At 64.1% G+C, this 23,788-nt stretch carries 28 protein-coding genes and 1 pseudogene; 23 read left to right on the top strand and 6 right to left on the bottom strand.

The features are described from left to right. The first annotated feature begins 277 nt into the window (after positions 1–277). From ACFWY9_RS28700 to ACFWY9_RS28785, 18 genes are all read left to right on the top strand, one after another. Positions 278–721, top strand: a complete 444-nt coding sequence (locus ACFWY9_RS28700) for a hypothetical protein (protein ID WP_378340362.1) — start codon at positions 278–280, stop codon at positions 719–721. Then, a complete protein-coding gene (locus tag ACFWY9_RS28705; protein ID WP_378340363.1) occupies positions 718–1,080 on the top strand; it encodes a hypothetical protein in 363 nt (120 codons plus the stop codon). Before ACFWY9_RS28700 ends, ACFWY9_RS28705 begins: the two co-directional genes overlap by 4 nt. Positions 1,081–1,122: 42 nt before the next feature. Next, a complete protein-coding gene (locus ACFWY9_RS28710) occupies positions 1,123–2,826 on the top strand; it encodes an AAA family ATPase (RefSeq protein WP_378340364.1) in 1,704 nt (567 codons plus the stop codon). Positions 2,827–2,926: 100 nt separating this feature from the next. After that, entirely contained in the window at positions 2,927–3,565 is a 639-nt protein-coding gene (locus ACFWY9_RS28715; RefSeq protein WP_378340365.1) for a ribonuclease H-like domain-containing protein, read from the top strand. Further along, a complete protein-coding gene (locus tag ACFWY9_RS28720; protein WP_378340366.1) occupies positions 3,562–4,131 on the top strand; it encodes a hypothetical protein in 570 nt (189 codons plus the stop codon). Before ACFWY9_RS28715 ends, ACFWY9_RS28720 begins: the two co-directional genes overlap by 4 nt. Continuing rightward, complete coding sequence (locus tag ACFWY9_RS28725; RefSeq protein ID WP_378340367.1) at positions 4,131–4,415, top strand: hypothetical protein; 285 nt, start codon at positions 4,131–4,133, stop codon at positions 4,413–4,415. The genes ACFWY9_RS28720 and ACFWY9_RS28725 overlap by 1 nt, the downstream gene beginning before the upstream one ends. Positions 4,416–4,644: 229 nt before the next feature. After that, a complete protein-coding gene (locus ACFWY9_RS28730) occupies positions 4,645–4,971 on the top strand; it encodes a hypothetical protein (protein WP_378340368.1) in 327 nt (108 codons plus the stop codon). 56 nt (positions 4,972–5,027) lie between these two features. Continuing rightward, on the top strand, positions 5,028–5,507 hold the full coding sequence (locus ACFWY9_RS28735) for a DNA cytosine methyltransferase (protein WP_378340369.1): 480 nt from the start codon (positions 5,028–5,030) through the stop codon (positions 5,505–5,507). 472 nt (positions 5,508–5,979) lie between these two features. Further along, on the top strand, positions 5,980–8,004 hold the full coding sequence (locus ACFWY9_RS28740) for a DNA polymerase (RefSeq protein WP_378340370.1): 2,025 nt from the start codon (positions 5,980–5,982) through the stop codon (positions 8,002–8,004). Between the two features lie 12 nt (positions 8,005–8,016). Further along, positions 8,017–8,265, top strand: coding sequence for a hypothetical protein (locus ACFWY9_RS28745; protein ID WP_378340371.1), 249 nt, complete (start codon positions 8,017–8,019; stop codon positions 8,263–8,265). Beyond that, on the top strand, positions 8,265–8,441 hold the full coding sequence (locus ACFWY9_RS28750) for a hypothetical protein (RefSeq protein WP_378340372.1): 177 nt from the start codon (positions 8,265–8,267) through the stop codon (positions 8,439–8,441). The genes ACFWY9_RS28745 and ACFWY9_RS28750 overlap by 1 nt, the downstream gene beginning before the upstream one ends. Further along, positions 8,441–9,283 (top strand): dATP/dGTP diphosphohydrolase domain-containing protein, encoded by an 843-nt coding sequence (locus ACFWY9_RS28755; RefSeq protein WP_378340373.1) that lies wholly within the window; start codon positions 8,441–8,443, stop codon positions 9,281–9,283. The genes ACFWY9_RS28750 and ACFWY9_RS28755 overlap by 1 nt, the downstream gene beginning before the upstream one ends. Continuing rightward, positions 9,280–9,579 (top strand): DUF4406 domain-containing protein, encoded by a 300-nt coding sequence (locus tag ACFWY9_RS28760; RefSeq protein WP_378340381.1) that lies wholly within the window; start codon positions 9,280–9,282, stop codon positions 9,577–9,579. Before ACFWY9_RS28755 ends, ACFWY9_RS28760 begins: the two co-directional genes overlap by 4 nt. Beyond that, entirely contained in the window at positions 9,576–9,704 is a 129-nt protein-coding gene (locus ACFWY9_RS28765; protein WP_378340374.1) for a hypothetical protein, read from the top strand. Before ACFWY9_RS28760 ends, ACFWY9_RS28765 begins: the two co-directional genes overlap by 4 nt. Next, positions 9,701–9,952 carry a hypothetical protein gene (locus ACFWY9_RS28770; protein ID WP_378340375.1) on the top strand — a complete coding sequence of 84 codons (252 nt, stop codon included), beginning with the start codon at positions 9,701–9,703 and terminating at the stop codon, positions 9,950–9,952. Before ACFWY9_RS28765 ends, ACFWY9_RS28770 begins: the two co-directional genes overlap by 4 nt. A gap of 93 nt (positions 9,953–10,045) precedes the next feature. Beyond that, a complete protein-coding gene (locus tag ACFWY9_RS28775) occupies positions 10,046–10,453 on the top strand; it encodes a hypothetical protein (protein ID WP_378340376.1) in 408 nt (135 codons plus the stop codon). 384 nt (positions 10,454–10,837) lie between these two features. Continuing rightward, positions 10,838–11,182: a nucleoside triphosphate pyrophosphohydrolase family protein gene (locus ACFWY9_RS28780; protein ID WP_378340377.1), complete on the top strand. Its 345-nt coding sequence runs from the start codon at positions 10,838–10,840 to the stop codon at positions 11,180–11,182. A 1,317-nt stretch (positions 11,183–12,499) separates the two neighbouring features. Continuing rightward, the gene (locus ACFWY9_RS28785; RefSeq protein WP_378340378.1) at positions 12,500–13,654 is read left to right on the top strand and encodes a helix-turn-helix domain-containing protein; all 1,155 of its coding nucleotides are present in this window, start codon (positions 12,500–12,502) and stop codon (positions 13,652–13,654) included. Positions 13,655–13,861: 207 nt separating this feature from the next. Here the strand turns inward: ACFWY9_RS28785 and ACFWY9_RS28790 are convergent, their stop codons facing one another. From ACFWY9_RS28790 to ACFWY9_RS28815, 6 genes and pseudogenes are all read right to left on the bottom strand, one after another. Further along, positions 13,862–15,286 carry a recombinase family protein gene (locus ACFWY9_RS28790; protein ID WP_378340379.1) on the bottom strand — a complete coding sequence of 475 codons (1,425 nt, stop codon included), beginning with the start codon at positions 15,284–15,286 and terminating at the stop codon, positions 13,862–13,864. 38 nt (positions 15,287–15,324) lie between these two features. Continuing rightward, positions 15,325–15,945: pseudogene (locus tag ACFWY9_RS28795) on the bottom strand (3-methyladenine DNA glycosylase); the annotation flags it as partial. Further along, on the bottom strand, positions 15,942–16,985 hold the full coding sequence (locus ACFWY9_RS28800) for a hemolysin family protein (RefSeq protein WP_378322694.1): 1,044 nt from the start codon (positions 16,983–16,985) through the stop codon (positions 15,942–15,944). The gene ACFWY9_RS28800 and the pseudogene ACFWY9_RS28795, both read right to left, overlap by 4 nt. A gap of 76 nt (positions 16,986–17,061) precedes the next feature. Next, complete coding sequence (locus ACFWY9_RS28805) at positions 17,062–18,414, bottom strand: hemolysin family protein (protein ID WP_378322696.1); 1,353 nt, start codon at positions 18,412–18,414, stop codon at positions 17,062–17,064. Between the two features lie 207 nt (positions 18,415–18,621). Continuing rightward, complete coding sequence (locus ACFWY9_RS28810; protein WP_378322697.1) at positions 18,622–19,188, bottom strand: TIGR03086 family metal-binding protein; 567 nt, start codon at positions 19,186–19,188, stop codon at positions 18,622–18,624. Positions 19,189–19,236: 48 nt separating this feature from the next. Further along, a complete protein-coding gene (locus tag ACFWY9_RS28815) occupies positions 19,237–19,833 on the bottom strand; it encodes a TetR/AcrR family transcriptional regulator (protein ID WP_378322699.1) in 597 nt (198 codons plus the stop codon). Positions 19,834–20,051: 218 nt separating this feature from the next. Here ACFWY9_RS28815 and ACFWY9_RS28820 point away from each other — a divergent pair, with 218 nt between their 5' ends. The 5 genes from ACFWY9_RS28820 to ACFWY9_RS28840 are packed head-to-tail and all read left to right on the top strand — an operon-like array spanning position 20,052 to position 23,671. Next, positions 20,052–20,456 (top strand): hypothetical protein, encoded by a 405-nt coding sequence (locus tag ACFWY9_RS28820; protein ID WP_378322700.1) that lies wholly within the window; start codon positions 20,052–20,054, stop codon positions 20,454–20,456. Then, on the top strand, positions 20,453–21,079 hold the full coding sequence (locus ACFWY9_RS28825; protein ID WP_378322701.1) for a DUF3558 domain-containing protein: 627 nt from the start codon (positions 20,453–20,455) through the stop codon (positions 21,077–21,079). Before ACFWY9_RS28820 ends, ACFWY9_RS28825 begins: the two co-directional genes overlap by 4 nt. 1 nt (position 21,080) lies before the next feature. Continuing rightward, positions 21,081–22,361: a hypothetical protein gene (locus tag ACFWY9_RS28830; protein WP_378340380.1), complete on the top strand. Its 1,281-nt coding sequence runs from the start codon at positions 21,081–21,083 to the stop codon at positions 22,359–22,361. A 25-nt stretch (positions 22,362–22,386) separates the two neighbouring features. Further along, the gene (locus ACFWY9_RS28835; protein WP_378322750.1) at positions 22,387–23,118 is read left to right on the top strand and encodes an ESX secretion-associated protein EspG; all 732 of its coding nucleotides are present in this window, start codon (positions 22,387–22,389) and stop codon (positions 23,116–23,118) included. A 46-nt stretch (positions 23,119–23,164) separates the two neighbouring features. Further along, a complete protein-coding gene (locus tag ACFWY9_RS28840) occupies positions 23,165–23,671 on the top strand; it encodes a GNAT family N-acetyltransferase (RefSeq protein WP_378322704.1) in 507 nt (168 codons plus the stop codon). Positions 23,672–23,788: the final 117 nt, after the last annotated feature.

The following is a 23,788-nucleotide window of genomic DNA, read 5'->3' on the forward strand; positions in this document are numbered from 1 at the left end:
AACTTTGTTCTTCCGTATCGTGTTTGTGAGTCTGGCGTTGTGGGGCATCACTGCGATCCTTGGTCTGTCCCTCGGGTTCTGGGGCTTGCTCGGTGTGAGCACGCTCGGGGTGCTTGCTGCGAGAAGCGCACTCAGCTAATGACCGGATGGCGTTGTCGCGTGGTCCGGGACTCCAACAACAGGCCGGTTATCTATCGGCTGGTCAATGGTGAACCCCAAGACAGATGGGATCGAGAGACCCGGACTTGGGTCCCGGTTAGAGAGGTGGAGGATTAAAATGGGTAAGTGGAAGTACTTCGTGGTCAAACACGATGACGCGTTCTTTTATCGGGTGGAGCGGGAAACGAACATCCCGCGTGTTCAGTATCGGACTTCCAAACTGGGATGGGCCAGTTCGGCCTGGAGCGGATCTGAATTTTCGATCGACTTCCTGGACAGACTCCAGCCAATCTCCAAAAAGAAGGTCCGGGCTGCGATCAAGCCCGCTCCGAAGGCTGAAACCCCGAAGCCTCGGACGCTGGTTTCGGTGGACAAGGAGGGATCTCATCGCCGCTCGTACGAGCGAGCTTATGAGGTTTCCCCGGGCCGGTTCTCCTGGGCGCAATCCCGCGCTGAGGCTGAAGAGTTCGTGAACTCTTCGAGTTCGTTCAAGGGTTGGACCCTGCCGAACAAGTTCTACCGACTCGTGGATGTCGAGACCGGGGAAGAGGTTACGGAATGATTGATCAGATCGACTACAAGGTCCGCAAGGAGGCTTTGGATCAGGCCCTTAGGCACGTGGACTTCAACACGCCCGAGGATGTGGTCTTGAGGACCGCAGAGGCGTTCTACGCGTTCCTTATGGGTGGGGTCGAGGACACGGAACCGGAGCCCGCAACCCTTCCGGAGCCCATGACTAAGTATCGGTACTTCGTAACGAATCGCGATTCGAAGTATCGAGTTCTTTCGGGTGCCGGGCCCGATGCCCGCGCTGAAGGCTACTTCGGAGGCAAGTGGCTGCCCTCGGCGTCCCTGACCTTCGAATTTCTCAACAATGAACCGAGTACGCGTGAGGTCGAATACGCAGACCTCTTCGGGTGATCTCTTCGGGCCCGATACTTTACATCTGGACGGAGGTGATCCATGGGCGAGGTCATTTCCTACGCCCTAGCCCTGACGGCCCGAGGCTACTCCTGCTTTCCGGTCACGGTAGGTGTGGACGAAGACGGAGATAAAGACCTGAGATTCCCCGGTCCGTGGGGCTCGGGGGAGTACCCCGAGGATCCAGACGAGATCCGGGATTTGTTTTCCGGATACACGGGCTTAGTGATCAACACAGGCCTATCCGGACTCGTGGTCCTGGACATCGACACGAAGCACGGACAAGACGGCTTCGCCGCCCTGAAGGCGGCCGGGGTCGAACTCCCGGACACCCCGGTCAAGGCCCGGACCCCGTCCGGGGGTGAGCACTGGTTCTATCGAGAGGGTTCGGTCCCGGTTGAATGCTCTCAATCCAAGATCGCGGCCGGGGTGGACATCCGGGCCCGGGGCGGAATCGTGGTGGGGCCCCCGACCGAGGTTCCCGGGTACGGCCAGTACGAGTTCCTAGATCTCGCGGGCATGGTTTCGGTGTCCGAGCTTCCGGAGTTCCCGGATTCGATTGCCGAGACCCTGAGGTCGGCTCCGACCAAGGTCCGGGTGGTCGAGGAACGGCCAGCGCTGACTACGGATCAGCGCAAACGGATGCAATCCAAGTTCGATCAGATTCTCACGGGCCTGTCCCGGATGGAGGATGGGACTCGAAATGCGTCTATGCGCCGGATGATGATCCGGCTCTTCGGTCTCGGGATGACCCTCGGGGAAAACCCCGAGGTCGTGGCTGAGCTTGCCCGTGCCGCGTATTACGACTCGGGGGGGGTTGCGGAGCGGGAACTTGAGTCTTTCATCGAGTGGGCCTCAGAACACGCGCAGTACGAGGTCCCTGAGGAGGATACGGACGAAGCCTTTGAGGCTGAGGTTGCGGCTCAGATCCGGAAGGCCCGGGTCGCGGAAGAGGCCAAGGCTCGGATGAATCCGGTTCGGGTGGCCCGGGTGTCCGATGACGACGTGCTGGAGTTTGATCCCGAACTCGGGGACGGGGACTGGTTGATCAGCGGGGTCCTTCCCCGTGCGGAGACCGTGATCCTGTTCGGGGTCCCAACGGCGGGCAAGTCCTTCTCGGCTATCGACCTGGCCATGGGTGCCGCGACCGGGACCCAGGCTTGGGGTGAGGAGATCGAGCAGGGCCGGGTTCTGTATCTCGCGGGCGAAGGCACACGGCGCCTGGCCGTGCGTTGGAAAGCCTGGGAGGCGTTCCACGGGGTCCAGCCGGACCCGGGGCAGGTTCAGTACCGGAAGATGCGGTTGATCTTGTCCTCGGACGAATCCGTGGCCGAGCACCAGGAGCTGGTCCGCCGGCTCCGGCCGGACCTCATCATCGTGGACACGATGCTCCGGGCTTCAGAAGGTCTGAGCCTGGAGAATCCGGCTGAGGCGTCCCGGATCATCGCTCAGCTCGACCGGGTCCGAGAGGCGAACCCCGGGGCTGCGCTTGTGGTCTTGCACCACCCGGCGAAGTCCAACCCCGACAAGCCCGCGGGTTCATACCCGATCGAAGGCAACGTGGACACGATCTTGAAGTTGCAGGACGAAGACGGGATCCGCACGTTGGCCTCTATCAAGAGCAAGGAGAACGGGTCTTGGCGCAAGACGTTCGAACTCCGTGGGGTTCAGATCCCCGGAACTCAGCTCAGCTCAGCCGTGTTCGTGCCGAGCATGGAACGGCGGTCGTCGCCGTGGAACGAATGAAAGGCAGTACATGACGAGCAATCGCATTTTAGCCTGGGATATCGAGACCTCACCCCATTCGGTATACCGATGGGGGCTCTGGTCCAAGAGTCCCGTGGCCGTGAACCAGGTGATCGAGGTTGGTGGGGTTATCAGCTTCGCCGCCCGATGGGTCGGCGAGCCCAAGAAGAACATCGTATACCGGGACATCCGGGATGAAGACATGTTCGAGACCGCGTATTCGCTTCTGGACGAAGCTGACTCTTTGCTGTCCTGGAACGGAAAGGGCTTCGACACGAAGCACATGAAGACCGAGTTCACTAAGCGCGGATGGACTCCGTTCTCTCCGGTCAAGGAAATCGACATGCTGAAGGACGTTCAGCGTGAGTTCCGGTTCGCCTCGAACAAACTGGAGTTCGTCGCCCAAACCCTTCTCGGGAAGGGCAAGCAGTCCCACGAGGGATTTGGCCTGTGGGTCAAGTGCCTTGAGGGCGATGAGAAGGCTTGGGCCCGGATGGAGCGGTACAACAAGCAGGACGTGCATCTTCTGATCGATCTGTACAATCGCCTTCTCCCGTGGCTCAAGGTCCCGAACGCCAACCTGTTCGACGGCAAGGGTTGCCCTCAGTGTGGATCGGGCAAGATCCAGAAGCGCGGGACCACACCAACCCTGGTTGGTCTGTATCAGCGGTACCACTGCCAGAGCTGCGGTCACTGGTCGAGGTCCGGTAAGTCGCTCAACCTCGTGGAGCTGCGATGATTACGGATCTGCTCCCTGAGATCTCGCGAGCCGCGGAGAGGGTCGCTAAAGACTGGTCCGCGGTCACGGAGTCGGATGATCTGTACCAGGACATGGTCTCCCACATCCTGGATCGGGACCACGCCGAACGGATCCTGGACATGGAGCCCGGGGATCGGTGGTCCACGCTCCGGAAGATCGGGACGCAGATCGCATCCCAATCCCGGACGGACTTCGACCATTTCACCGGGAATTTTTTCTACTCGACTCAGGATGTCCGGTCGATCCTCGGAGCCGGGGCGCTAACCGGAACCCGGGAACAGACCAGCACCGAGCGCGTGGATATTGACCGGGGTATGAAGCTTCTCCGTAGCCGGAATGCGGGCTACTCGGACCTGATTGAGCGGCGGTACATGTTCGGGATCCGGATCGAAAACCGGATGACCCTGACCCGGGCTGTGGATGCTCTGACCGAGTGCATGAACCGGGCGCATATCAACCGGGACGCGGCTCATATCGAGGGTCCGGGGACCCGGCTCGTCCTAACCAATGCCCAAGCCAGGGCGCAGACCGAGAGGGAGTACTGATGGCGGATCCGTTCGACAAGGCGAAGAAGGCAGACGAGGCGAAGGCAGGACTCCGGATTTCGCTCTCGGGTAAGACTGCGAACTCATCGGAGGCCGGGATTATCAACATCTCGGGCACGGTTGAGGAAGTGGCCGAGTTCCTGAAGCTCGATCCGAAGTCCGAGGTTTTCGTTCGCTCGCCGTTTGCGGCGATCGTGGGGACCTGGAACGCGGGTCATCACTGGGCCCAGGGCGACTACGCAGCCAAGGGTAAGCAGGCCCGTTCGGGAAAAGCCGAGGGCTGAAGCCAGGTCAGCCTGTAGGGTCCGTAGAGGCCCCTGGATGGATGCCTGAGGCTTCAGAATGTAACCACGGGATGCGGGTGTATGCGTCCGGTGTGGATCGGTCAGGGAAAGTCTGGCACGCGTGGGCGTGCCGGGGTAAAAAGTGTGACTACGAATACCACAGGAAAGGTACACAATGAGTGACTGGGATCAATTTGGTGGTCCGAGTAGCGGTCCTGGATTTCGCTCCTTGGAGAAGGACGGGGATGAGATCATTGGGACGATCCGGAAGATCGGCCAGACCCAGCCCTTCGAAGATATTGTTCCCCGGGTGTTCATGACCTCGGACGAGGGTGAGGAGTTCCACTACGACGCTACGTTGACGTGGATCCGGAATGCGCTTCTGCGTGAGCGTCCGGAGCCGGGCACCAAGATCAGGATTTGGCGTGGACCCAAGAAGGGGAAGCAGGTCACGGGCGGGGTCGAGGTCTTGAGTGATGGGGGACTGGAGAAGGTCAAGCCCAAGACCGCGGCGAAGCCGGCGGAGTCCTCCTCGGATGACCTCCCGCCTTTCTGAGGTTCGATACTTTACATCTGGACGGCGGGACTTCGGTCCCGCCTTTGGGAGGACTAGTGAACGGACCTGTCATCGGGTCGTTGTGCACGGGATACGGCGGTCTCGATTTGGCGGTTCAGTCCGTTTTCGGCGGTGGACCCGCTTGGTGGTCGGACGTTGATCCCGGACCGATCCGGGTTATTGAGCATCACCATCCTGAGATTCCAAACCTCGGGGACCTGAAAGTCATCGACTGGTCCTCGGTGCGTGGGGTCGACATCCTCACGGCTGGCTATCCGTGTCAGCCCTTCTCGAATGCGGGTAAAAGACTTGGCACCGAAGACCCCAGACACCTTTGGCCCTGGATCGCGGACGCCGTTGGCGTACTACGACCCAGCCTCGTCATCCTGGAAAACGTCGCCGCCCACCTCCGGCGAGGATTCGACATTGTCAGCGCGGACCTTGCCGGCTTGAGGTATCGCGTCGCATGGGGGGGTTGTATCCGCTGCCGAAGTCGGCGCCCCTCATCTCCGGAAACGGCTCTACGTTGTTGCTGAAAACGCCAACGTCGAACCTCGGTTCGAATGGCGGCAGTCAGCATCCGGACAAGCGGAAGGCTGGTGGGCATGGCCCGACATTGGCAGACGAGGTGGAGTGGCTATTGCCAACGCCGCGAGCCTCGGACGGGTACAAGGGGGGGCCGAATCAGCGGGGCAGCTCTGGCGATCCGATGCTCCCGATGGTGGCGGTAACGCTCCTGCCCAGGATTGGGTCCAGTACACCGAAGCCATCCGCCGATGGGAGAGCATCCTAGGTGTCCCCGCGCCAGCACCGACTATTCCGGGCGCACGAGGCAGCCGGAAGTTGAGCCCGTATCTCGTTGAATGGATGATGGGCGTGCCGGGCCGTATCACCAATGTTCCGGGTCTCACCGTGAACGAACAATTGAAGCTGGGTGGCAACGGCGTCGTACCCCAGCAGGCCGAGTATGCAATCCGGGAACTCTATTCACGTCTATAGGAGAGAACTGTGGGCACCCCATCCGGAACCCTGATCTTCGATGTGGAGACCCACAGCCGGCATCTCCTGTACCAGATGGAGCCTGAGGAATACGTCCGGCTGATCGGGTACAAGTGGGCGGACGATTCCGAAGTCCAGATCACGACGGACCTTGAAGAACTGAGGTCCGCGATCCTGTCAGCCCGATGGATCATCGGGCACAATGTCCACGACTTCGACCTCCGAGCCGTCTTCGGTATCCGATCGGACATCCCGGTTCAGCTAGCGATTGAGGGCCGGGTCTACGACACCTGGACTCACGCGGTCCTGGTGAACCCGGCGCCATTCCAGTACACGGATCGGTTCGGGAAACCCGCCCTTGCGGACAGCCCCGAGGCCATGACCAAATGGTTCAGCTTGGACGAACAAGCCCATCAGCTCGGGGTCGCCGGCAAAACTGCGGACCTCAAGGCCCTGGCCAAGGAGTTCGGGGGCCCGGACCTTTCGCTGAAAGATCGGATCGCAGGTGGGTTCGGGCGGATCCCGGTGGATGATCCGCGGTACGTGTCCTACCTCAAGGGCGACGTGTTGGCCTCTGAGCGTGTGGCCAAGGCCCTCCTGAAGCTAGGGCCCCTGAACAAGTACGCGATGCGAGAGCAGGAGATAGAGGCCCGGAAAGCGGTCATCAGCTCGAACGGTCTCAAGCTGGACCGGGACAGGGCCCAGGCCCGGGTGGACAAGCTCGCGGCCCGCCGCGAGGTCATCATGCGGGACTTGGTGTCTCGATACGGGCTTCCCGACAAGGGAGCCTCACCTTGGGCCACCGACCCCGGTAAGGCCGCGATTCTCGCGGCTCTGGCCGATCACGGGATTCGGCCGGACACTGTGGACTGGCCGAAGACCCCGGGGTGGGACAACCGGGACGAGAAGCTGGCCGAGGCCAAAGCCAAGATCCGGAAGCTTCGGAGCGAGGTTTCCGAGTGGAAGGCCGAACTCCGGGAGGCCAAGCTCCGGCCCGTGTCCCTTCGGGCACGGGAACGGTGGATCGTCAAGAACCAAGAGAAGATTCAGGGTCTCCAAGCCGATCCCTTGGGCCCGGCCTTCGGGCTCTCGCTCAGCGGCGAGACCCTGATCGAGCTGACCTCGGGAACGCCGGCTGAAGACCTCGGATCCGCTCTGGCCGAACTCAAGGGCCAGAGATCCTTGGCCCAACTCGCTCTGGACTCCGTGCACCCGGATGGGTTCGTGCATCCGGAAATCACGATGCTCCAGAGATCGGGCCGGTGGTCGACCACGGAGCCCGGACTCACGATCTGGGACAACAGCCATAAGGACTACTTCCTCCCGGATTCGGATGAGGATGTGCTCCTGGAGTTCGACTACTCGAACGCGGACGCGAGAGCGGTCGCGGCTGAATCCGGGGATGAACGATACGCAGAGAGGTTCGAGCCCGGGGCGGATGGACACCTGATCAACGCCTGGGCCGCTTGGGGCAAGGACGTGGTTGGGACTGATAAGCACGACCCGGTCACGGCTGAGTACCGGCAACTGGCCAAGCCTGGAGGCCACGGTTGGGGATACCGAATCGGGGCCAAGAAGCTAGCCCGGACCTGGGGCAAGTCCGAGGAGGACGCGAAAGCGTTCCTGGAGAACATGAACAAGGCGTTCTCCCGGGTCGTGTCCTGGCAGGAAGCCATGACTCGGTACGCCCGGACCAACGGTCACGTCCTCAATGACTGGGGTCGGATCATGGTCGTGGACAAGGGCCGGGAGTTCACTCAGGCCCCGGCTCTGATCGGGCAGTCCACGACCCGGGAAATCATTTGTGACGCTTTGCTCAAGATGCCCGTGCACGTCCTGCGTCGGGTCAAGGCTCAGATCCACGATGCGCTCCTGATGTCTGTCCCCCGGGAGAACTGGCAGGAATGCCGGGACTATGTCCTCGGACTCATGGCCACGTCCCATGAACCGGGTCACGGTAAGGGGCAGAGGATCGAATTCCCGGCGTCCGCAGGGCCGCCTGGAGAGAACTGGCTTGAAGCCAAACATGATTGAGAGGAAGTAAAGATGGCGCTGTATGCCGAGGACAAAATTCGCGATCTTGAAGAGGAAGTTGAGTATCTTAAGGAAGATGCCAAGGACACGGAGGCTGTTCTTGAGGCATTCGCCGACGACCTGAAGAGCGCGGAGAAGGAACTAGACCGCTTAGACGAGAAGATCAAGAAGGCTGCGGACAGTCTTCAGGTTCTCGGTGAGGTCCCGCTCCGGGATCTGGAAGCGTCGATCGCGCTCATTCGACAGGGGTTGGTGAACTGATGAAGCCTGTTACCACTCTTACCCTGACCTATGTTCGGGGCAACAAAACCATAGGGGCAATAACCGCCAGGATCGAAGAAGAAGAGATCAACAACGGAGTTGTCTCTCTCGTTGTGGTCAACGAGGACGGAACGAAAAGCCGGATCACGCTAGAGGACTTCGGAGAGGAGAACTGATGGACGACTCGGGAGAGCGCAAAGAATTCGCGGGTGGCGGTATCCGGGATGGCGCTGTCAAGGCTGAGCGGTTCGAGCTGTTGTGGAACGAGGTTCAGCCCTACGACGATCAGCCCATGGTCGAATTTGCCCGCTGGATGGCCCGTGGAGCCGAGAAGTACGCAGCCCGGAACTGGGAGCAGTTCGAGGGCTCCGAGGCCCTGGAGCACGCTCTGGGAAGCCTTTTCCGGCACGTATACAAGTTCGCCGCTGGGCTGACGGACGAGGACCACGGATCTGCGATCAAGTTCAACGTGGACGCTATCAAACTGATTCGGTGGAAGGCAGGCGTCATCGGAGATGTTCAGACTCCGGTGGATGAACTGTTGACGGCCGAAAAACTCCACATGTTGGAGGGGCCGAAAGACCCGGAGCAAGGAGGGGCAGTTTACGAGTCCGTCACCGAGGAAACCGCTGATAGCGAATGGCGGCCCGGAGACATCGTTGAGTACAACGATTACGGGTCGAGGTTCCGGGGTCGGCTGGTCAGCGGGTACAACCGGTGTTGGACGGGCGTTGTCACTGAGATCTATTCCAAGGGCTGGAACCTCACTGACGACATGGAGGTTGGGGACGAAGTCTCGTTTGTGGAGGGACACTCGACCAAGGTTTCCGACGCACCGAAGATGCAGTACTTCGAGGACGAGGGTTGGTATTACCGATGGGACGGTACAACCTTGACCTTTGTAGAGGGCGAGGGTTACAGCCGCAGTACGTCGGTCTACGGCAGTCCGGACAACGGGGATTTCCGGTCGCAGGCTAACGAGATCCCGGTCTCCGAGGTTCCGGAGTGGGCACGATGAAGGTCTACGTCAGCGGTCCAATGACCGGACTCCCGGGTCACAACTTCCCCGCGTTCCGGGCCGTCGCAGCGGAGCTGCGCGCGGCCGGATACACGGTCGAAGACCCGTCCGAAAAGGGCGTGATCGAGGGATGGACCTGGGAGGACTATCTCAGGTTGGATCTGAAGGTTCTTCTCGACTGTACCCAGGTGGCCACGCTCCCGGGATGGACCCGAAGCCGGGGGGCCCGGTTGGAGGTCCGGACCGCGAAGGCTCTGGGAATGCCGGTCCGGCCGTGGAGGGAGCTTCTGCCGTGAGCAAGCTCGGAGACGCCTTCGAGGCGTGGAAGAAGGACATCGACAAGGAGCCGTTCAATTCCGGCGAGCTGGACAAGAAGGCTCAGGAACAGGCGGCCAAACGTCGAGACGAGAAGCGGAAGTGAAGACCGCGATTCCGTGGGTGCTCTTGGGTGCACTGATCCTGTATCGGCGCACCTGGGGTGCTAAGACCGCGGACGATGTCGATGACCTGAGGCGACGTCTGAGCGTCGCCCATCGAGAGACGGCCGATTGGCAGAACGAAGCCCGACACTGGCGGGCAGAAGCGGAGAAGTACCGGGATATGGGTTACGGACTTGCGGAGCAGGTTTTCAAGGCTCAGGTTGCGTCCGTTGAATGGGAGAACGTATGACAGTGAAGGTTCGATTGAGTTTGGCGGGGACCGAGGAACGCGAACCTACATCGGAGGTTTAGTTTGACAGCGCCACATACGGTCCATCGGATCGTGAACGACATGGAGAAGAACCCTCACGGTTGGCCCGATGCCTACGAGGTCCGGGACGCCCTCGGTCGTGAGGTGGATTACTTTGGCTTCAACCGGGACAGAGACGGGGCCGCGTCTGCGGAATGTGCCCTCCGGAGAGCCGAGGAGAAGCGTGTTGAGGCGGATTGGTTCTCCGGACTCTCCGTAGGTCAGCGCAAGGGCGGATGGTTGGAGACAGCCCGGACCGTCAGGTCCCGGGCTCTAGACGCCCTCAGGTATGTGGAGCTGGACGAGAACGGACTTCCTCGGAGGGATCAGTACACGACGGAAGAACGGGACATTATCACCGATCTCGGGGCCGTGGTTGGCCTCTTGGACCGCTGGCAGCGGACGGGCCGAACTCCGAAGTATCCGGGGAGGTCGAAGTGAGCCGATCGTCTTATGTGTACGTGGTCATGATCGAGGACGAACCCGGACCGCCGGAAGCGGCCTTCACGGTCAAACGCGAGTTGCTCACGTGGCTTCGAGGTCGAAAGGGACTGGAGCCGTATGTGACCGTGTATCGATGCCGGGACGGAGTCGGGTACACCGGAACCAACATCACGCGTGATGTGCTCCAAGAGCTGAGGGAGGGAAAGTGAACACTCATCCTATCGACCCCCAGAAACCCCGAGGGGGCTACTTGGTCACCCTGGTCTATTCGGCTGGGATCAAGGCTATCCGGTACGCCCCGGATCGAGCCGCGATGGAGGAGATCGTCCTAAAGGCACGGGCCGCCGGTCGTGCCCGGGACATCCTCGTGAAGGAGGTCGAGTGAGCGACTTCGACGAATACCAGCGTGGGACCAGGTTCACGGCCGTGTACCCGGATGCGGGGACCGGGGACATGTCTGCGCTGATGTATACGGCCCTAGGTCTCGCTGGCGAAACCGGGGAGGTCGCGGATAAGGTCAAGAAGATCTATCGGGACAAGGGCGGTGTGGTCGATGCCTTGGACCGAGCCGCTCTCTCCAAGGAACTTGGGGACGTCCAGTGGTACCTAGCTCGGGTCGCGGATGAACTGAATTTGAGCCTCGGGGCCGTGGTGGGCCTGAACGAACGTAAGCTCCGGGACCGGAAGACCCGCGGCGTGCTCGGCGGCTCGGGTGATGATCGATGAACACACCAAGACCCCCTCTTGGCCTTCGGGCTGGGAGGGGGTCTTTTGGCGTTTCACTTGCCTTCGTTCTTGTCCTTCTGTTTCTCGTCCTCGATTTCCTTGTCGGTGCGCCCGACCTCTTCTCCCCAGGCGGCGCCCCCGTAGTAGTTGTCCGACACGACCCCTCTCTCTGTATCAATCGTACGGCTTATTCTTCATGTAATAGACAAGGACGGGGCCGACAGTGAGTACGAAGGTTCCTACGGACAGACCAGCATTCAGCAGTCGATCCCAGCCCTCCGAGGGGTTGTGGATGAAAGCCACCGCAATTGCCAGTCCGAAGAGCAATAGAAAGAACACGAGTAGGCCAATAGCGAGACCCCACCCGCCTTGCTTGTCCTCTTCCTTGCGTCGCTTACTAGTCACAGTGACACGCAGACCCGCACGTTCGGCAAACGGTGCGCCGCCCGTTCTTCAGGACGCACGTGCATTCGTGATCGAAGCCCAAGAACGAAAGGACTGCTGTAAATAGTCGGTACATCATTACTCCCGGGTGTATGGGGGTATGTAGATTACCATGGCCCGCCCCGCTTTTGGCGGGGCGTCAGTCCGTAGGCCAACGTGGCTCTTCGGGGTTCGCGCACCCGGTCCGCTGTTCGAGATCCAGCCGGAGAGCCTTGACGCATCGGACGTGTACCAAGGACGGATCTGTGGACAGGGTGTACAGAAGATCGGTCCGACGGAAGGTCAACCCAGGGCAGCACTCGGGGGAAACGCTTTCCCGATCCGGGTCCGCCAGCTCCATCTTCCGGAAAAGGTGGAACCGACAGTCCTGCCGTACGTCGATACGCCAGACGAGTTGTCCGGGATGCATGTCACCAGGACTCGGGGCTGAAGTCGAGTAACGTTCGGGCGTAGCTCTCGGCAAGGGAGGGGTAGCGGTCTGGGGTTGCTCCGCCTGGAACCAACCGGTCATCGTCGTCATGTGCCGTCGCCTCTTCCGGGGCTTCGTTGTCTTCGTTCACTCTCACCGGGCCTTGCTGGTACACCGGACGGGCGGGGATGGGTTGATCGTCGGGGCCCGCCCGTCCGGCTGCTTGGGAGTGGCGGCACTGGGGAAAGGCGTGTTGCGGGGGGCTTCACCACCTTTCTCATGGATCCCAGTGCCGCCGATGGCGAGACCCAGCACGGCCACCCTTGTGTCGCTGCGCCAGGGTTCCTACCACCGAGCTTGATCAGGGGGTGTATGAAAGACAGCTCCTGATCTTGCCCAGGGACCATCGTTCAACAATGATGGTGCGGTTCGGAAGGGTTTAGGGGTCTACAGAGGGTCTACAAATGGACGGCACCACGCTCCGTGACGTACGTAAGCGCGCGGGGGTGAGTCTGGCCCGAATGGCTGAGCTTACGAGCTTCCACAAGTCTACGCTCGGTCACTACGAGACGGGCGAGCGTAGAATCACTACCGAGGTAGTACAGGCGTACGAAAAGGCTCTAGGCACGACGCTTCGGGACGAGGACATGAACAGGCGAGAGCTGCTGAAGGCAGCCGCCGGTTTGGCGGCTACTGAGCCTCTGCTACGCCTCGTTGACGAGCTGGTTGTACCTGCTCAGTCGACTGCAAGGGTCGGCATGTCTGAGGTCGAGGCTGTTCGCCAGGCTACTGGCTTCGCCGCGGCCATGGATTTCCAGTTCGGCGGGGAGCATGCCGTGAGGATCGGTTCCGGGTCCCTGACGTGGTCCGTGAAGCTCTTGGACGGGTCCATGACTCCAGACACCCGAAGGGCCCTATCCTCGGCGGTGGGGGCCCTGGCGGATCGTGTCGCATATTCGCTTCATGATTCGGAGCAGCGGAGCCAGGCCCTGAAGATCGCCACGCTAGCGGTCCGTGCGTCAAGTGAAGGTGATGATCCGACGCTACGCACTCATGTCCTGATCGATATCGCATCCTTCACCGCCAGGTCCTCGCCCCGGGAGGGGGTCAGTATTCTTCGACCTTCGTTCAACGATAAGAAGATCTACTCTCAAGAGCGGGCAAACGTCCACTTCGCCGCGGCGCGGATGCTCGCGAACGACAAGCGGCCTCACGAGGCTCTGGATTGCTTCCGGGCAGGAGAAAAGATCCTGAGCAAGGACCCGGCCACCGACGCGCCAGCGTCGGTGGGGTTCATCCGTACTCCCGGACACTGGGACTCCGTCACCGGAGGCGTGCTGATGCGGATCGGTCAGGAGATGGATCCCCGACAAGCCAAGCCCGTGTTCGGAGAGGCAGTCGCACGACTCACATCCGCGTTCAACACGTTCGGCCCGGACCGGGGCCGGGCCAAGGCTTTGCTTCTCGTCAAGCTTGCGCGGTTGGAGATGGACCTTGGTGACCTCGGAGCGGCTCACGACTTGACCAGCCAAGCAGAAGCCCGGTCCGCGGAGGTGCAGTCCCGCCGGCTCCGGACCTTCGTATCCGAGCTACGTTCGGGCCTGGCTCAGAGGGCCTAGGAAGAGGGCTTTACGACGTATCTCGTCTCCCCGACCCGGACCGAAGTGCTCCCGGTCTGTAAATCCAGAACCGCCCGGCCCACTTCGTGGGCTCGCTTCTCGTCTCCCGGTCCCTGGCAGTCGTCCCAGATCCGGCTGAGCTTAACCAACAGCTCAGCTTGTGTTCCCTCTACGATGTTCTGGCTCATGTCGAAGAGGATACCCCGACTAGCCAGTCTTCTTGAAATCGATAGACCAAAGATCTATATCGGAGGACCCTGTCCGTGCCCGTACGCAGAATCGGAAACTGTGGTCAAGCCACGCCCGACGCCGTCCGTCGGGATCCAGATCGAAAATCCAATCCCCCCATGTTCGTCCGGTGTCGATCCGTTTTACCTGAGGACCCTTCCGAGGACGGTTTTCGATCCCATCTTGTTGATTCTCCAGCTCAGTCCGGCGCGCTCTCAGCGCGCCTCGATCCTTAACGTCTGCATCTTTCAAGGCTTCGGTAACCCCATCCAGCTCGGCACGAACCGCGGCTAGCTGGAAAGCACTCTCATCGGGAATTTCGATCTCATCCACCACTGGTTCACTGCCGTGCTCTAATTGGAACGTGGCCAGTGCGGATTCCTCTAAAAGTTCGGCCCGGATCTGCTTCGTGTGTCCCTTGGTTTTGCAGTAGTAGTATCGGTACGTGGTCTCCGTTTTTTGCCTTCCCTGTCCAGCTCGAACATGCTGAGCCCGGTACCACAAAGGGTTAAGACATTCCCCGCACAAAACCACTCCCGATAAGGGGGCGGAATTGCTGCGCGGATTCCGTGTTTTAGACCTACGTCTCCGGCGTAGCTCTGCCTGGACTCGGTTGAAGGTGACAAAGTCTATGATTCCTTTGACATCCGATCCACCCAGGCCGATATAGGTTCGAGAGGTGAGAATTTGTTGGATCGATTGGTCGTTCCATTTACCGGCACGAGGTCGTTTCTTACGCAATTTCCGAAGGTGATCCCTCGGGGTGTCGATCCCCGAGTCGTTTAACCCTCGACAGATCTCCGCAACGGTTTGACCCTCAACCACCCAGTTGTACATGTCCTGAACTCTTTTGGAGGTTTCGGGATCAACTTCAAGTTTCCAACCCCCGTCCTCTAATTCAACCGGCCTGTAGCCGTAGGGAACCGATTGTCCGCCCCAACGTCCGGCCGCCTTCAGGGCGGCCCGTCCGTCCATCACGCGTTCCTGGATTGTGTTCCGCTCAAGCTCGGCAAACACACCGGCTAGCTGGACGAAGGCGCGGCCCATGCTAGACTTGCTGTCTAGTCCGTCGTCAATGGTTACCAGGCGCTTACCGCGCTGTTGGAGCCACTCCAGCAGGAGCACGGTGTCTTTGGCCGACCTGCTGATCCGATCAAGCCGCCAGGCCACGAGGACATCCCACTCTTCTGGGGGACGGTCCGTCAGCCACGGACCCAGCCCCTCGCGCTCGAACGGATCCACGGAGCCACTGACTCCGAGGTCCACGGCTTCATCTACGATGTCCCCCTCGTGCACCTGGGCCCACCTCTGGACGACCTCCCGTTGACGCTCCGGGGACGTCGAACTGTCGGTGAGCCGCGAGAGGCGGATAGCCGCTAGTATCCGCAGCCTGGGGGCGTTCATGGGCCGTAGGCTACACCTGCGTGGTATGTATGTTAACCCCAGCTGGACAGATCCATGTTGGCGTGCAGACACCCGGGCTGTTCGAGCTCGACCTGGGTCTCGCGGGTCGGCGTGAGCTGGTTGCGGGGGCGCGCGGGCCCGGTGAAGAAGCGGAACGCGTCGAAGTGCCCGCACCGGATGTCGAGGGACTCGACGACCGCGTCGGTCCCCGGCGAGCCGAGCCGCAACGGCAGCTGGGCATGCCGGACCTGCTCGGCGGGCTCGCGGTAGACCATCGCCCATTCGTGCAGCCCGAAACAGCTGAGCCGCGGCGCGCGGGACGCGGTGGCGGTGAGCAGCCGCCGGACGAACTCCGCCGTCCGCGCCTTGGACTCGGTGAAACCGCACGGATCGAGACGCACGCCGTCGGCGGTCTCGACGTAGCCCTTGCGGTCGAGGAACCGCCGTGCCGCGTCTCCGGCAAGTACGACACCGGGCCCCGGCTGCCAGCGTTCGAGGTGGGTCGGGCGATGGGAGTAGTAGCTGAACAGGAAGTCCAGCACCGGGTGCTTTTCGCCGCGGGCCCGGCGCTCCTGGTGCGGGACAGTCCAGGCCCGCATGCGCTCGACGTGGTCACGCTCCCGCGCCAGCCAGTCGGCCTCGGGGAGCACGAGCGTCATACGCCCACGTGGGTGCCGTCGCGGACGGTCCCCACATATTCCTCGACGAGGTCTTCAAGCGCGACGACGCCGACCGCGACGCCGTTCGCGTCGAGCGCACGGGCGAGATGGCTGCCTTCCGCGCGCATCGCCGAGAGCGCGACGTCGAGCCGCGCGTCGGCACGCAGTTCGGTGAGCGGCCGCGTCTTGGCCGAGGGCACCTCGCTCGACGGGTCGTCTCCGAGCAGGTCCAGCACGTCCTTGACGTGGAGGTACCGCGTGAGCGAGCCGTCGTCGGCGCAGACGGGGAACCGGGAGAACCCGGTCGAGGACACCGCGCGTTCCACGTCCCCGAGGGTAGGCGCACAGGGCAGCGTGGTGAGCTGCGCGGTCGGCACCAGGACGTCGGCGACGGTCTTCTGCACCGAGGACAACGTCTGCGAAAGCCGCTGGTGCTCGGACTGCTCCAGCAGGCCCTCGCGCCGCGATTCGCTCAGCAGCTCGGCCAGCTCGTCGGAGGTGTACGCCGTCTCGAGTTCATCCTTCGGCTCGACCCGCACCAGCCGCAGGAGGGCGTTGGAGACGTGGTTCAGCAGCCAGATGAACGGGTTCGCGATCTTGACCCACGCGACGTGCACCGGCACCAGCCACAGGGCCAGCCGTTCGGGCTCGGCGATGGCGAGGTTCTTCGGCACCATCTCGCCGATCATCACGTGCAGCACGGTGATGAACGCGAGCGCGATCGCGAACGAGATCGGGTGCAGCAGCGCCATCGGCAGCCCGATGAGGTCGAAGAACCCGGACAGCCGGTGCGCGACGGCGGGTTCGCCGAGCCGCCCGAGCAGCAGCGAGCAGATCGTGATCCCGAGCTGCGCGCCCGCGAGCATCTGCGAGACGTTGCGGCTGGCGTTGATCACGGTCCGCGCCCGCGTCTTGCCCTGTTCGAGCAGGGCTTCCAGCCGGTCGCGGCGCGAGGAGATCAGCGTGAACTCGGCGCCGACGAAGAAAGCGTTGGCCAGCAGCAAAACTACGACAAGAGCGATGTTGAGCCAGTCGTTCATGCGATCGACTCGCTTCGCGAGACAGCGTCTAACTCCTTATGGCGCATGACATCCATGATTCGCTCGCAAGCTTCGCTCATCGCGCCATCACCTCGCGCTCCGCTTCGGCGGGAGCGGTCATTTCGGCGGGCCGCACCTCGACCTCGGCGATGCGGTGGCGGTCCATGGTCGTGACGGTGAGCCGCCAGCCGTCGACCTCGACGGTGTCGCCGGGCGCCGGGATCCGGCCGAGCCGTTCGAGGATCAGGCCGGCGATCGTCTCGTAGTCGCCGTCGGGCATGTGGAACCCGGTGACGTCGGTGACCTCGTCCGCGCGCAGCTGCCCGGACACCATCCAGCTGTCGGTGCCCAGCTGCTGCGCGGCGGGTGCCTCCCGCTCGTCGTGTTCGTCGCGGACGTCGCCGATGATCTCCTCGACGACGTCCTCCAGCGTGACCAGTCCGGCGGTGCCGCCGTACTCGTCGACGACGATCGCGAGCTGGAAACGGGAGTCGCGCAGTTTCGTCAGGAGCGCGTCGCCGGACAAGGATTCCGGCACCGTCGGCACGTCCTGCATCACGTCGCCGATCCGCACGTTGCCGCGTCCGTCGGCGGGCACGGTGAACGCCTGCTTGACGTGGACCGCGCCCTGCACGTCGTCGAGATCCTCGGTGTAGACCGGGAAACGCGAGAATCCGGTGCGCCGCGAGATGTCGATGAGATCGCTGATCGTGTCGTCGACGGTCAGCGATTCGGCCTGCACGCGCGGGGTCATCAGCTCCTCGGCGGTCCGCTCGCCGAAGCGGAGCGACTTGCCGAGCAGCTCCGCGGTCGCCGTGTCGAGCGTGCCGCTTTCGGCGCTGGAGCGCACGATCGAGCCGAGTTCCTGCGGCGAGCGCGCGGACCGCAGCTCTTCCTGCGGCTCGACGCCGAACTTGCGCACGACGAAGTTGGCGCTGTTGTTGAGGAGCGTGATGAGCCAGCGGAACAGCGACGAGAACCGCGAGTGGTACCCGGCGACCGCGCGGGCGGTCTGCAGTGGCCGCGCGATCGCGAGGTTCTTCGGCACCATTTCGCCGAGAATCATCGACAGCGAGGTCGCGAGGACCAGCGAGACGGCGAGCGAGACGCCGCCCGCCACGCCGGAGGACAGGCCGAAGGCGCGGAACAGCGGCTCCAGCAGCTGGCCGATGAGCGGTTCGGCGAGATACCCGGTGACCAGGGTGGTCAGGGTGATCGCGACCTGGGCACCGGAAAGCTGGAAGGACAGCGAGCGGTGCGCCTTCTGCACGATGTGCGAGCGCTTGTCGCCGACCTGGCGGACGTTCGCCTCGACCGTGCTGCGTTCGAGCGCGGTCAGCGAGAACTCCGCGGCCACGGCGAGGCCGGTGCCGATGGTCAGCAGGACGAAGAGGAGGACGCCGAGAACGGCGAGCAGGATCTGGATCATTCCGCACCAGCCGGAACGGCGGGGGAAAGCGCTATGGAACAGCCGGGCCGGTCACCCGGCTCGGTACTGTCACCGGGTGACTGTGCGTCGCGCACCTTGAGTGGTCACTCCTAGCCATGAATCAGGGTTGTACTGCGGCGATGACCCCCATCTTAACGTGTCCTTGGCGCCGATCGGGTGCTTGTGCCGCGTGGCGGTGGTCTCCGGTCAGCGCGGATCGCGGCCGAGCAGGGCGATGAGCCGGGTCGGCGCGCCCGCGGCGCGGCCGACCGGGACCGGCGGATCGAAGATCCCGATGCCCTGCCAGGTGTCGACCATCGGGCGCAGGATGTCGAGCAGCCGCTCGGCGAGCGGTGCCGGGACCGGGTTCGGCAGGCCGAGCGCGGTGGCCAGGTCCCAGCCGTGCACTGCCAGGTCGATGGTCATCTGCCAGCCGTACTCCTCGGCCGGGATCAGCCCGCTGGAGACATGCACCGTCCGGCGCAGTGTCCCCGGCCGCGTCCACGCCTCGCGAGCGGCGGCCGAGGAGGACTCCCACGCGCCGACCGGGTCGTCCCCGAGCACGTCGCCGTCGAACCGGTCGCCGACTTCGTCCAGCGTCGCGCCGTCGAGCAGGGGCGGTGCCCAGAGCTGCTCGTTCACCAGATGGTTGACCAGATCGCGTACCGACCACTCGGTGCACGGGGTCGGCTCGTCCCAGTCCTGGTCGCCGACGGCGTGGACGGCGTCGTCGAACACCCGCCGGGCCTGCTCGTGCGCGTCGAGGAGATCCACGGCCCCCATTTGACCACGACAGCGGAGCGGAATCCCGGGCGGGTGAGGTCAGGAGGAGTGGTCCGCGATCCCGGTCCGGTGCCGCCGCACGGTCTCCTCGACGAGGTCGAGCACGGGGCCGAGGTCGTCACCCGGCAGGCCCATCGCCAGGTGGGAGACCAGACCCTCCAGCACCAGTTCGAGGAAGGCGGTCAGCACCTGGACGTCCACGTCGTCGCGCAGATTGCCGGCGTCGCGCTGCCGCTGGAGCCGCTGCCGGGTCGCGGTGGTCAGCTGCTCGGAGCGCTCGGCCCAGCGGGCCCGGAACTCCGGGTCGGTCCGCAGCCGCCGCGAGACCTCCAGCCGGGTGCCGAGCCAGTCGGCCGGATGTTCGGTGTCCCCGGCCAGCAGATCGCGCATGACCTGGACGAGCCCCTGCTCGGCGACCACGTCGGCCATGCGCACGGCGTCGTCCTCGGCCAGCGCGAGGAAAAGCGATTCCTTGTCGCGGAAATGGTGGAAGATGGCGCCGCGGGAGAGCCCGGTGGCTTCCTCCAGGCGCCGGACCGTGGCACCTTCGTACCCGTACCGTGCGAAGCACACACGGGAACCGTCGAGGATCTGGCGCCGTCTCGCGTCGAGGTGATCCTGGCTTACCCGTGGCATTCTGAAATCTTGACACTGGGGATGGGGAGATCGCAATCCGTACGTACGTCTTGTGATGCCGGTCCTGGCGTCTTTGCGCGTTCGGGGGAACCCGCCCGCCCTCACCCACGTCGGAGTGTTCGTCCGGTGTCCTGCTGACACGATGTCGGCCGTTTGGCTAGTCTTTGCCCATCGTGGCCGGACACCACGGTGCGTGACCTGTGAGGAAGGTGGGGGCGTTGATCATCGGTGAGGCCGGGCGGGCCGCCCAAGCCGTCTGGGGCATCGAGCCGGGCCAGAACGGCAAGGTGTACGGCGGTGGTGGTTCCGGCGGGGGCGGCAAGTTCGAGATGGACCCCGCCGAGCTCAAGGCCGTCATCGGCCTCTGGGAGGACCAGCTCAAGAAGATCACCGAAGACGGCCAGAAGATCCGGGGTATCGCCGACGCGCTGCGGCCGCCGGGCCACGACGACGCGAGCGGGAGCTACGTGTCCACGGGAGGCGATTCGATCGCCGCCCTGCAGGCGCAGAACGACTCGATGAAGGCGTACGTCCAGGGGTATCTGGAGAGGCTTCGTGAGGCGCAGAGCAAGACGGTGAAGACCGACCATGCTCTCGCCGGCCCCCTCACCCAGGCGACGTGACCGTGAAGCTCCTGCGGATCATGGCCGCCTCGAGTGCTGTCCTCTGCCTCGCCGCCTGTTCGAGCACCACGGGCGGCACCGCGCAGCCGTCACCGACCGCGGCGGGGACCGCGTCCTCCGCCGCCGACCCGAATGTGCCGAAGGTTTCCCGGCCACTGGATGCGTCGGCTTATGTGGCGGACCCGTGCAAGCTCGTACCGCAGTCGGTACTGACCCCGCTCCGGTACACGGAGCCGGGAACAGCCCACACCGACCCCCATCAGGCCGATACGCAGGCAGGACCGTATTGCGGCTGGATGATCGGCGCGGAGGGCCTGAGCTTGCAGGTCTTCGTGGAGACGGGTAACCGTGATCGTGGCCTCGGCGGACTCGCCGGGCTCTACACCGGCAAGCGGTCCGGGCAGCTGGGCTTCCTCGAGCCCGCGCCCTCCGTCGAAGGATATCCGGCGGTTTACGCGGACAAGCGGGACCGGCGTGCCGGCGGCAACTGCAATCTCGACGTCGGCATCGCCGACGACCTGGTTTTTTCCGTGGCGCCGCAGGGGTACAAGGGCCAGCAGGATTCCTGCCAGGTCGCCCAGACCGTCGCCGCCGCGGTCATCAAGACACTCAAGGGGGCCTGACGTGGACGGCAAGGCGATCTACGAGAACTTCACGAAGGGCAACACCGACGGGCTGAGAACCGCCGCGCGGGGCGTCGCCGAGCTTCAGGCGGCGTACAAGGACCGGGCGGAGAGCATCAAGGCGTTGCAGGGCCGGATGCGGAAGGCGTGGACGGGTGACGCCGCGGACGCCGCGAACGCGGGGGCGGGACCGCTCGAGCAGGCGTTCTTCGACACCGCCGGTCCTCTGGACACGACGACGGCATCGGTGGACGCGCAGGCGAGCAGTTTCGACGCGTCCGGGCACGCGGTGGTGGAGGTCCCGCCGAAGCCGGACAAGCCGAATCCCTGGACCACCGGCCTCAAGGCGGCGATCCCGATCGCGGGGCCGTCGATGGCGATGAACGACGTCACCTCGTACCAGAAGAGCATGCAGAAGTACAACGCTGCCAACGAGAACAACGTCCGCGTGATGGACCAGTACAGCAACGTCACGTCGAGCACGAAGTCGGCGCTCCCGACGGACTACGGCCTCCTGCAGTCCGACGGCGCCTCGATCTCGGTGAAGGAGCCGACGCCGCCCGGACACGTCGAGCCGTTGCCCGGCAAGACGACACGGACCACGAAGCGCGGCGGGAACGAACAGACGACGTTGAGCAGTCACGTGCCAGGGCAGACTTCGGGGGACCAGACCGGGGGCAAGCCGACCACGCTGTCCGGCACGGACCGGCCGGGGGACACCGGCGGCACGGGCGGCACCGGGGGAACCGGCGGTACCGGGCGTCCCGGTGGCACGGACGAGACGACGACGCCGACAGGATCCAGGCCGGGCCGGACGGGGGTCCTGCCACCGACGGGCGTTGCCGGGCGGAAACCCGTGGGTGACACGGAACGGCCCGAGTCGACGCTGACCGGGCTCCTCAACACGCAAGGCCCGAACACCACCGGATTCGGGAACGGTGTCGAGGAGCCGGGTACGGGAGGCGGTCGCGGCAGCAACAACGCGGGGAGCCGTCTGCTCGGCGGTGACGGCCGTGGCGGTGTCGGCGAGAACGCGCGAGGGCTTGGCGGGGGACGTGGTTCGGGTGTCGGCGGTCTCGGCAACGCGGCGGCTTCGGAGGCCGCCGCGGCCAGGGCGGCCGGTGGCCGGGGCAGCGGCCCGATGGGGCCGATGGGGCCGCACGGGCGTGGCGAGCGCGAGGAGGACGAGGAGCACCAGCGTCCCGACTTCCTGATCGAGCCGGATCCGGACTCGCTGTTCGGGACCGACGAGAAGACGAGTCCGCCGGTCATCGGCGAGTAGGAGGCGAGTCGTGGCGACGGGCCGGGTGGACGTGCCGGTCGAAGCGCTGGCAGCGCTGGCCGAACGGGAGCAGATCGGCCGGCTGCACCTGACGTTGCGGCCGGAACCGATCTGGCTCTCCGACGAGGCGCGGGCGGAGGCCGGCAAGCGCGTCGATGCCGCGCTTGCCGAGGCGGGGCTGGTCGACACGCACGGCCGCACGCTCGTCGACTTCCTCGACTGGCTGCCGCTGCTGGTGAAGCCAGCCCGGGAGTTCTACGGCTGGATCGGCACCGGCGAGCGGACCTATGGCGTGCTGGCGGCGACGCGGGGACTGCAGGCCGTGCTCGCGGTGTCCGACGGCGAATGGGTCGGCGTCCAGGAGATCGACCGGCGCAGGTTGGCCGAGTCCCTTGTCGAGCAGCTCCCGCCACTCGGCCCTGGCGGTGGGAATCCGCGCTCCGTAAGGGTTTTCGACCTGCACGAGGCCGCCCGGCGCGGGGAGGACGCGTATCCGCTCGAGCCCGCGATCGCCGACGTCGTGAAGCTGGTGCAGCGGCCCGTCGCGGGCAGCGGTGAGCTGTACGCCGGGCTGCGGGACGAGGTCGGGCGGTACACCTGCCTCGACCAGCCCCTGCACTACGCCGACACCGACTGGGGCCGCTACCTCAGTTACACCACGGGCGACGGCGACGACGCCGTGATCCACATCGGACCCGCCGGCACCCGTGAACTCGCCGAAACACTCCGTGAACTCGCCGGGACGCTGCCGGGCTGACCACGGCTCGGAAAATCGGCGGCGCGGTGAGCACCCGCTTGCCAGGATGACCGACGTGGACATCCGGGAATGCCGCGCCGACGACGTGCCCCTGCTCGAAACCCATCTGCCGTCGCCCGGCGCGAACCGCTATCACGAGGCCCGGTACCGGCGGCAGGCGGAAAACACGAGCACCTTCCTCGTCGCCTGGGACGGCGACCGGCCGGTCGCGGTCGGCGAGATCCGCTGGAACGGCTGCGCCGCGCCCGAGGTCCGGGCGAGTTTTCCCGGCTGCCCGGAGATCAACGGTCTCGACGTCGCGGAGGACCGGCGTTCGCGGGGGATCGGGACCGCGTTGCTGGCCACTGCCGAGACCTGTGCTCGGAATCGCGGCTATCACCACATAGGACTCGGCGTCGACGACGACAACCCGCGCGCGGCGGCGCTCTACCTCCGGCTCGGCTACCGCGAAACCGGCTGCCGCTACCTCGATCGGTACTCGTACGTGGACGCCGACGGCTCCTCGCACGACGTCGCCGATCCCGCCCGGTTCCTGGTCAAGGACCTCGGGTGACGAGCTGCGGGGGGCGGGGGGTACCGCCCGCGCCCCCGGGGGGGACGGGGCGGGGGGGCCCGCGCGTGGGGCCACCAGGCCCGGGGGGGGCCCCCCCGGCACCCCCCCAGCGTATGC

It is taken from the genome of Amycolatopsis sp. NPDC059027, from assembly GCF_042739735.1.
In the GTDB taxonomy this organism is placed as follows: domain Bacteria; phylum Actinomycetota; class Actinomycetes; order Mycobacteriales; family Pseudonocardiaceae; genus Amycolatopsis.